General features: G+C 71.9%; 9 protein-coding genes. 6 read left to right on the top strand and 3 right to left on the bottom strand.

What is annotated here, in order from left to right:
• Nucleotides 1–70 precede the first annotated feature (70 nt).
• The gene (locus ACZ60B_RS42095; protein WP_469397161.1) at nt 71–985 is read right to left on the bottom strand and encodes an HAD family hydrolase; all 915 of its coding nucleotides are present in this window, start codon (nt 983–985) and stop codon (nt 71–73) included.
• A 115-nt stretch (nt 986–1,100) separates the two neighbouring features.
• Here ACZ60B_RS42095 and ACZ60B_RS42090 point away from each other — a divergent pair, with 115 nt between their 5' ends.
• The 5 genes from ACZ60B_RS42090 (at nt 1,101) to ACZ60B_RS42070 (ending at nt 6,828) form a co-directional block, all read left to right on the top strand.
• Nucleotides 1,101–1,370, top strand: coding sequence for a glutaredoxin family protein (locus tag ACZ60B_RS42090; protein ID WP_469397158.1), 270 nt, complete (start codon nt 1,101–1,103; stop codon nt 1,368–1,370).
• Between the two features lie 280 nt (nt 1,371–1,650).
• Complete coding sequence (locus ACZ60B_RS42085; protein ID WP_469397156.1) at nt 1,651–2,415, top strand: redox-sensing transcriptional repressor Rex; 765 nt, start codon at nt 1,651–1,653, stop codon at nt 2,413–2,415.
• Nucleotides 2,412–4,169, top strand: coding sequence for a glutamyl-tRNA reductase (locus ACZ60B_RS42080; RefSeq protein WP_469397154.1), 1,758 nt, complete (start codon nt 2,412–2,414; stop codon nt 4,167–4,169). Before ACZ60B_RS42085 ends, ACZ60B_RS42080 begins: the two co-directional genes overlap by 4 nt.
• Nucleotides 4,166–5,125, top strand: coding sequence for a hydroxymethylbilane synthase (gene hemC / locus ACZ60B_RS42075; protein ID WP_469397152.1), 960 nt, complete (start codon nt 4,166–4,168; stop codon nt 5,123–5,125). Before ACZ60B_RS42080 ends, hemC begins: the two co-directional genes overlap by 4 nt.
• Nucleotides 5,122–6,828, top strand: coding sequence for a bifunctional uroporphyrinogen-III C-methyltransferase/uroporphyrinogen-III synthase (locus ACZ60B_RS42070; protein WP_469397149.1), 1,707 nt, complete (start codon nt 5,122–5,124; stop codon nt 6,826–6,828). The genes hemC and ACZ60B_RS42070 overlap by 4 nt, the downstream gene beginning before the upstream one ends.
• A 78-nt stretch (nt 6,829–6,906) precedes the next feature.
• Here the strand turns inward: ACZ60B_RS42070 and ACZ60B_RS42065 are convergent, their stop codons facing one another.
• Complete coding sequence (locus tag ACZ60B_RS42065; protein ID WP_469397147.1) at nt 6,907–7,110, bottom strand: DUF397 domain-containing protein; 204 nt, start codon at nt 7,108–7,110, stop codon at nt 6,907–6,909.
• Complete coding sequence (locus tag ACZ60B_RS42060; RefSeq protein WP_469397145.1) at nt 7,107–7,949, bottom strand: helix-turn-helix domain-containing protein; 843 nt, start codon at nt 7,947–7,949, stop codon at nt 7,107–7,109. Before ACZ60B_RS42060 ends, ACZ60B_RS42065 begins: the two co-directional genes overlap by 4 nt.
• Nucleotides 7,950–8,100: 151 nt before the next feature.
• Here ACZ60B_RS42060 and ACZ60B_RS42055 point away from each other — a divergent pair.
• The coding region (locus tag ACZ60B_RS42055) for an ATP-binding protein (RefSeq protein WP_469397165.1) at nt 8,101–8,387 on the top strand (287 nt) is incomplete at its 3' end.

Genomic DNA, 8,387 nt, shown 5'->3' with positions numbered 1-8,387 from the left:
CGTGCGGGCCGTCGGACCGGCCCGCACGCCCCGACGGGTCGCGCGCGGTGTCGCTGTGCTCGGGCGGCGGTTACCGGCGCCTGCGGTGCAGGGCGATCGCCGCCGCCGTGCCGCCCGCCACCGCGCCGACGCCCGCGGCCGCGGGGATGCCGACCTTGGCCGCCTTGCGGCCGGTGCGGTAGTCGCGCAGGCGCCAGTCGAGGTTCCGGGCGTGTCGGCGCAGCTTGGCGTCGGGGTTGATGGCGTAGGGGTGGCCGACCAGCGACAGCATCGGGATGTCGTTGTGCGAGTCGCTGTACGCGGCGCAGCGCGAGAGGTCCAGGCCCTCCGCGGCGGCCAGGGCGCGTACCGCCTCCGCCTTGGCCGGGCCGTGCAGCGGCTCGCCCACGAGCTTGCCCGTGTAGATGCCGTCGACGGACTCCGCCACCGTGCCCAGCGCGCCGGTCAGGCCCAGCCTGCGGGCGATCACCCCGGCGATCTCCACGGGTGCCGCCGTGACCAGCCAGACCCGCTGGCCCGCGTCCAGATGGGCCTGGGCGAGGGCGCGGGTGCCGGGCCAGATGCGGCCGGCCATGTACTCGTCGTAGATCTCCTCGCCGATCGACATCAGTTCGGAGACGCGGTGGCCCTTGACGATGGACAGGGCCGAGTCGCGGGCGTCCTGCATGTGTTCGGGGTCCTCGACGCCGGCCAGCCGGAACCACGCCTGCTGCCAGGCGAACTTCGCCAGGTCGCGGGTCTCGAAGAACTTCCGTTTGTACAGGCCCCGGCCGAAGTGGAACAGGGCGGCGCCCTGCATCACGGTGTTGTCGAGGTCGAAGAACGCGGCGGCTTTCTCGTCGCCGAGCACGGGGAAATCGGGCTCCTGGGCGGAGGCCTCCGGCTGCGACGACTTGCGCGCCGCCTCCGCCGAGGCCTCGCCTGCCAACACGCTCCGCGCCGTGGCGGAGCGCCTACGGGGAGTGAGCCATCCGAGAGCGGCCATGGCGTGAGCATAGCCATTCAGTTCGGTGGTTCCGGAGTCGCGAGGTTTGGTCGGTGTGAACTCTCCGCTACCGGGCCGTTAAAGAACCGGCCCGCGGGGCGCGAGAATGGACGGCATGAGTCCCCTCTTTCGGCGTAAGTCCCCCTCGGAGCGCGTGGTCACGCTCATCGGCAAGCCGGGGTGTCATCTGTGTGATGACGCACAGATCGTGATCGAAAAGGTCTGCGCCGATCTCGGCGTGCCGTGGGAGCACCAGGACATCACGCAGGACCAGGGGCTCCACGACCAGTACTGGGAGCAGATTCCCGTCGTCCTGGTGGACGGACGGCAGCACACCTTCTGGCGCGTGGACGAGCAGAGGTTGCGCAAAGCACTGACCGACTAGTCCAACTAGCCGGGAAAGTCGCTTAGGATCGATGGCGAGTCGGTCTCGGGGGCGGGAATCGTGAGGAGAGTGTGCGTTTTTGCCCCCGGTAAACAAGGAACAGCGCTGCGTGTGCGCCGGTTCCCCGCGCCGACGCCGGGGGCGCGTGACCCCGGTCACGTTGGCTGGGCAAATCGGACACCATCTTTGTGCACACGTTCACAAAGACATAGCCTGCATTCGACGGGGCGGTCTGGGGACATACGACCGCCCACAGCCCCGCTCTACCCGCAGGAGCACTGTGGCAACTGGCCGAACTCACCGACCGGCGACCCGTAGCCGAGGGATTCCCGAGGCCACCGTCGCCAGGCTTCCGCTGTACCTCCGCGCTCTGACGGCACTGTCGGAGCGCTCGGTGCCCACGGTCTCCTCCGAGGAACTCGCGGCCGCGGCGGGAGTCAACTCCGCCAAGCTGCGCAAGGACTTCTCCTACCTGGGTTCGTACGGAACGCGCGGTGTCGGCTACGACGTCGAGTACCTCGTCTACCAGATCTCCCGTGAGCTGGGCCTGACCCAGGACTGGCCCGTGGTGATCGTCGGTATCGGAAACCTCGGTGCCGCCCTCGCCAACTACGGCGGTTTCGCCTCCCGTGGCTTCCGGGTCGCGGCGCTGATAGACGCCGACCCGGCGATGGCCGGCAAGCCCGTCGCGGGCATCCCGGTCCAGCACACGGACGAACTCGAGAAGATCATCGAGGACAACGGTGTGTCGATCGGTGTGATCGCCACGCCCGCCGGTGCCGCCCAGCCGGTCTGCGACCGGCTCGTGGCCGCCGGGGTCACCTCCATCCTGAACTTCGCGCCGACCGTGCTGTCCGTGCCGGACGGCGTCGACGTGCGCAAGGTCGACCTCTCCATCGAGTTGCAGATCCTCGCCTTCCACGAGCAGCGCAAGGCCGGCGAGGAGGCCGCGGGCGCCGAGGGCGCCGCCGCGGCCGCCGTCGCCCGCAAGGGCTCCGCCGAGCAGGGACCCGACGGGGACGTACCCGCCGTGATGCCCGCATGAGCCTTCTCGTCGTGGGACTCAGCCACCGAAGCGCCCCGGTCAGCGTGCTGGAGCGCGCTTCGCTGAACGCGGACGCCCAGATCAAGCTGCTCCAGGACACCGTCGCCGCCGAGCCGGCCGCCGAGGCCGCCCTCCTGGCGACCTGCAACCGCATCGAGCTGTACGCCGACGTGGACAAGTTCCACGCCGGTGTCGCCGAGCTGTCCACCCTGCTCGCCCAGCACAGCGGGGTGGGGCTGGAGGAGCTCACTCCTTATCTTTATGTGCACTACGAGGACCGGGCCGTCCACCACCTGTTCTCGGTGGCCTGCGGGCTCGACTCCATGGTCGTCGGCGAGGGGCAGATCCTCGGGCAGATCAAGGACGGCCTCGCCAAGGCGCAGGAGCTGCACTCCGCCGGGCGGCTGCTGAACGACCTGTTCCAGCAGGCCCTGCGGGTCGGCAAGCGCGCCCACTCCGAGACCGGCATCGACCGCGCCGGGCAGTCCCTGGTCACCTTCGGCCTGGAGCAGCTCTCCGGGGGCGCCGACGTGCGCACCTGGGCCCGGGGCAGGACGGCGCTGGTGATCGGGGCCGGTTCGATGTCCTCGCTGGCCGCCGCGACGCTCGCGCGTGCCGGGGTCGGCGAGATCGTGATCGCCAACCGCACCCCCGACCGTGCCGAGCGCCTCGCCCAGCTGGTCGAGGAGCAGTACGGGCAGCACCTCGACGAGGCCGACGGCGCGCCCGTCGTGACCCGCGCGGTGTCGATGGACGCCGTGCCCGCCGAGCTGACACGTGCCGATATCGCCGTTTCGTGTACCGGCGCGACCGGGCTCGTGCTCGACGCGGAGACCATCGCCGCCTCGCTGGCGGGCCGTCCCGGCCGGCCGGCCCGGGCGATCGCCGGCCCGGACGAGGGCGCCGGCGCGCCCGGCAGCACTCGTACGGACGAGCGGCCGCTGCCGCCGGCTTCCGCCGGCGCCGACGACAACTGCCCGCTCGACCTGGCCGCCGCGCAGTCCGGCTTCTCCGTGATGGGGGAGGCCGCCGTCGCCGGGATGGACGCGGCGACGCTGGAGCAGCACGCGGCCTGGGTCGACAACGGCACGGTCACCGTCGACCGCCGAGAGGCGCAGCGCGACGCGGCCGAGGCCGACGCCGAACTGATCACCGCGCTCGCCGCGACGGCGGCCTCCGTCGGCCGCATCCCCGAGCGCCGCAGGCCCGAGCCGCCGGCCGAGGCCCCGCGGCCCGAGCCGGTCCTCTTCCTCCTCGACCTCGCGATGCCCCGTGACGTCGACGCCGCCGTGCACCGGCTGGCCGGGGTGCGCCTGGTGGACATCGAGTCGCTCGCCGAGGCCTCCGCGGACGCGCCGATGGCGGCCGACGTGGACCAGGTCCGGCGTATCGTCTCCGACGAGGTCGCGGCCTTCGGGGCGGCCCAGCGGGCCGCGCACATCACGCCCACCGTGGTCGCCCTGCGCACCATGGCCGCCGACGTCGTCGCGAGCGAGATCGCCCGGCTCGACGGACGGCTGCCCGACCTCGACGACAAGCAGCGCGGCGAGATCACCCAGACCGTGCGGCGCGTCGTCGACAAGCTGCTGCACGCGCCGACCGTACGGGTCAAGCAGCTCGCGGCCGAACCCGGCGGCGCCGGGTACGCGGACGCGCTGCGCACCCTGTTCGACCTGGACCCGGAGACGGTGGCCTCCGTCTCCCGGGCCGAGGACAGCATCGAGAAGAACGCCAAGAACCGAGGGCCAGCATGAGTCAGAAGGCACTGAGGCTGGGGACCAGGCGGAGCAAGCTCGCCATGGCCCAGTCCGGGCAGGTGGCGGACGCCGTGAGCCAGGTGACCGGACGGCCCGTAGAGCTCGTCGAGATCACCACGTACGGCGACACCTCCCGGGAACATCTCGCGCAGATAGGCGGCACGGGCGTCTTTGTGACCGCCCTGCGGGACGCCCTGACGCGCGGCGACGTCGACTTCGCGGTCCACTCGCTGAAGGACCTGCCGACCACGCAGCCGCAGGAGCTGGCGCTGGCCGCGGTCCCGCTGCGCGAGGACCCGCGTGACGTCATCGTCGCCCGCGACGCGCTGAAGTTCACCGATCTGCCCCGCGGGGCCCGGATCGGCACCGGCTCGCCGCGCCGCGCCGCGCAGCTGAACGCCTACGCGCGCGGCCACGGGCTCGACATCGAGACGGTCGCGATCCGCGGGAACGTGGACACGCGGATCGGCTTCGTGCGCGACGGCGAGCTGGACGCGGTCGTGCTGGCCGCGGCCGGCCTGAACCGCCTCGGCCGCATCGACGAGGTGACCGACTTCCTGTCGGTCGACACGGTTTTGCCCGCCCCCGGCCAAGGGGCCCTGGCGATCGAGTGCTCCGCGGACGACGCGGACCTCATCGCGGCACTCGGCGAGCTCGACGACCCGTTCACGCGGGTCGCCGTGACCGCCGAACGGTCACTGCTCGCCGCCCTGGAGGCCGGTTGCAGCGCCCCCGTGGGCGCGCTGGCCGACCTTCTGGACGACGGCCAGATTGTCAAGGAAATGCGCCTGCGGGGAGTCGTCGGTACACCCGACGGCACCCGTACGGTGCAGCTGTCCACCACCGGTCCCGTGCCCGAGACGCACGACGGGGCAATGGCGCTCGGTCGCGAACTCGCCACCGAGATGCTCGCCCAGGGCGCGGCCGGTCTGATGGGGGAGCAAGCACGGTGAGCCCCACCACCCTTCCCACCGGTCCGGAACACGGGCACGTCACCTTCCTGGGTGCCGGACCCGGGGATCCGGGACTGCTGACTCTGCGCGCCGTCGAGGCGCTGGCGCACGCGGACGTCCTCGTCGCCGAGCACGAGGTGCTCGACGTCGTACGCACGCACGCCCGACCCGGCGTCGCCGTCGTGGACACGGAGACGGATCCCTCGTCGGATCCGGCCCCGGGCGCAGGCACGCCACAGCTGACGGTCGTTGACAGCGCGTCAACAACCGCTGGCATCCCCGCAGTGAGGGATGCCGCACATCTTGTCATGGAGGCCGCGCGGGGCGGCAGGCGGGTCGTGCGTGCGGTGTCCGGGGACCCCGGACTGGATACGTACGCCGCCGCCGAAATGCTCGCCTGCGCCGCCGCGGGCGTTCCCTTCGAGGTCGTCCCCGGTATCGCGGCCGCCGTCGGCGTGCCCGCGTACGCGGGTGTGCCGCTGCGCGACGCGCAGGGCGCGGACGTACGGTTCGTCGACGCGCGGACCGCGTCGGACCGGTGCTGGACCGAGGTCGGCGCGTCGGACGGGACCGTCGTGGTGTCGACGACCCTGGACTCGGTGGCCGCCGCGGCCGGCGAGCTGGTCTCCGCGGGCCGCAAGCCCGACACCCCGCTGACCGTGACGGTCGCGGGTACGACCACCCGGCAGCGGACCTGGACCGCCACGCTCGGCACGATCGCGCAGACGCTGAAGCAGGCGAAGGTCCTGCCGTCCCCGGACGGCGGCCGGCCGGTGATAGCCGTGGTCGGTGAGCGTTCCGCCCCCGCCCAGCGCGCCCAGCTGTCGTGGTTCGAGTCCAAGCCGCTGTTCGGCTGGAAGGTGCTCGTGCCGCGCACGAAGGAGCAGGCGGCTTCGCTCTCCGACCAGCTTCGGTCCTACGGCGCGGTGCCGTACGAGGTCCCGACGATCGCCGTCGAGCCGCCGCGCACGCCCCAGCAGATGGAGCGCGCGGTCAAGGGCCTGGTCACGGGCCGGTACGAGTGGATCGCGTTCACCTCGGTCAACGCCGTCAAGGCGGTCCGGGAGAAGTTCGAGGAGTACGGCCTGGACGCGCGCGCCTTCGCGGGCATCAAGGTCGCCGCGGTGGGCGAGCAGACCGCGAACGCGCTGATCGCCTTCGGCGTGAAGCCGGACCTGGTGCCCAGCGGCGAGCAGTCGGCCGCGGGTCTGCTGGAGGACTGGCCTCCCTACGACCCGGTCTTCGACCCGATCGACCGGGTGTTCCTGCCCCGGGCCGACATCGCCACCGAGACGCTCGTCGCCGGTCTGATCGAGCTGGGCTGGGAGGTCGACGACGTCACCGCGTACCGCACCGTGCGGGCGTCGCCGCCGCCGGCCGACACCCGGGAGGCGATCAAGGGCGGTGGCTTCGACGCCGTGCTCTTCACGTCGTCCTCCACCGTGCGCAACCTGGTGGGCATCGCGGGCAAGCCGCACAACGTCACCGTGATCGCGTGCATCGGTCCGGCCACGGCCAAGACCGCCGAGGAGCACGGGCTGCGGGTCGACGTCATGGCCCCGGAGCCGTCGGTGCACAAGCTGGCGGAGGCGCTGGCCGAGTTCGGGCTGCGGCGCAGGGCTTCCGCGCAGGAGGCCGGTGACCCGGTCACCCGCCCGAGCGAGCGCCGCCCGGGAGCACGCAGGCGCCGGTCCACGACCTGACCGCACCTCGTGCCCACGTGGCGCACGCCCCGTCGTCCCGTATCGGGACGGCGGGGCGTTCTGCGTCGGGCGAGGGCGTCAGCGACCGGACGCGTACGGCAGGAAGGCCGCCCAGGCGGTGGGGGCGAGGGTGAGGTGGGGGCTGTCGGGGTTCTTGGAGTCGCGGACGAGGATCCCGTCCGGATGGGTGGCTGCTTCGACGCAGTCGGGGCCGTCAGCTGTGCTGTAGCTGCTCTTTATCCACGCCGGACTGCCGTCGGCCGCGGAAGCCTTGAGGGTCATGTCTTCGTATCTCCCAGTACTTTGCCGATGAAGGCCAACGACTCCTGAGGGCTGAGCGCCTGCGCCCGGATGGCTCCGTAGCGGATGTCGAGGACCGTCGTTTCCTTGGGGTCGGTCATCACCCGGCTGCTGAGAGGTGCCTCGCTGAACGCAACAGTGGCTCCGTTCCTGAGCTTGAGGAGCCTGAACGAACCGTCGGTTCCCGCGTTCTCCTCGCGGTCGAGGGGCAGGACCTGAAGGTCCACGTTGCGCCACTGACCCACCTCCAACAGCCGTTCGAGCTGCTGTCGCATGACCATCCTGCCCCCAATGGGCCTGCGCAACGTCGACTCGCACTGAACGAAGCTGAAGACGCGTGGTCCGGCCTGCGGATCGAGAATCCTCTGACGTGCCGAGCGCGCCGCGACCTGCTGCTCCACCTCGTCATCGGTGAACGGTGGCCGACGTGCGTTGAAGATCGCCCGCGTGTACTCCACGGTCTGCAACAACCCTTGAACAACCGAGTTGTTGTACGCGCACAGCTCGACCGCGTCCGCCTCCAGCTTCTTCAGGTCCCGCACCTTCTTCGGGTAGCGGACCTCGGCCACGTCCTCCTTCAGCGCCGCGAGCCTGCCGCCCGCAGACAGGGCCTCGTCCGCACGGTCCAGATACTCGGGCCGAGGGATGCGCCGCCCCCGCTCCACGGCGGAGACCTGCTCCTCCCCGTACCCGATGGCCGCCCCGAACTCGGCCTGGGTGAGGCCGGCCGACTCGCGCCACAGCTTCAGCTGGCGCTGGACGGTCCTCATCACCGCCCCGGCTTCCTCGTCGTCCTCCGGCCCCGCGTCCCACACGCTCACGCCCGCCGCCCTTCCGCCACGCGCTTGCCCGCCCAACCCCGACGCCCGCTCCCCGGTCACCCCGTACGGCCCGGACAGAACCGGCCGCCACCCGGACGGACACCGTCCGCACGGGCCGCCGTTCTTCACAGGTTACGTACGGAAGAACACGCTGAGTGACGTGAATCAGCGAACCGCCCACCACCTGCTCCACCACTTCTCGGTGCCGCTCTCCGCCACCCGGCGCGGCGCCCGCCTCGCCCGGCTGCTCGCGGCCGGGGAACTGCACGACTGGGGGCTGCCCCTGGACCCGGCCCGGCTCGTCGTCGCCGAACTCGCCGCGAACGCCGTGCTGCACGGCCGCGTCCCCGGCCGGAGCTTCCGCCTCACCCTCTCCGTCCTCGCTCCCCGGACGCTGCGGGTGGAGGTCGCCGACACCCGGGGGGACCAGTGGCCCAC

Source organism: Streptomyces sp. NPDC104096, assembly GCF_055584385.1.
The sequence above is the reverse complement of the archived record's forward strand: the minus strand, read 5'-3'. Positions and strand labels throughout refer to the sequence as shown.

What these genes read in the sequence shown, in the direction of transcription:
- ACZ60B_RS42080 (WP_469397154.1), top strand. Translation starts at nt 2,412, where the DNA reads ATGAGCCTTCTCGTCGTGGGACTCAGCCACCGAAGCGCCCCGGTCAGC.
- ACZ60B_RS42095 (WP_469397161.1), bottom strand. Translation starts at nt 985, where the DNA reads ATGGCCGCTCTCGGATGGCTCACTCCCCGTAGGCGCTCCGCCACGGCG.
- hemC (WP_469397152.1), top strand. Translation starts at nt 4,166, where the DNA reads ATGAGTCAGAAGGCACTGAGGCTGGGGACCAGGCGGAGCAAGCTCGCC.
- ACZ60B_RS42090 (WP_469397158.1), top strand. Translation starts at nt 1,101, where the DNA reads ATGAGTCCCCTCTTTCGGCGTAAGTCCCCCTCGGAGCGCGTGGTCACG.
- ACZ60B_RS42065 (WP_469397147.1), bottom strand. Translation starts at nt 7,110, where the DNA reads ATGACCCTCAAGGCTTCCGCGGCCGACGGCAGTCCGGCGTGGATAAAG.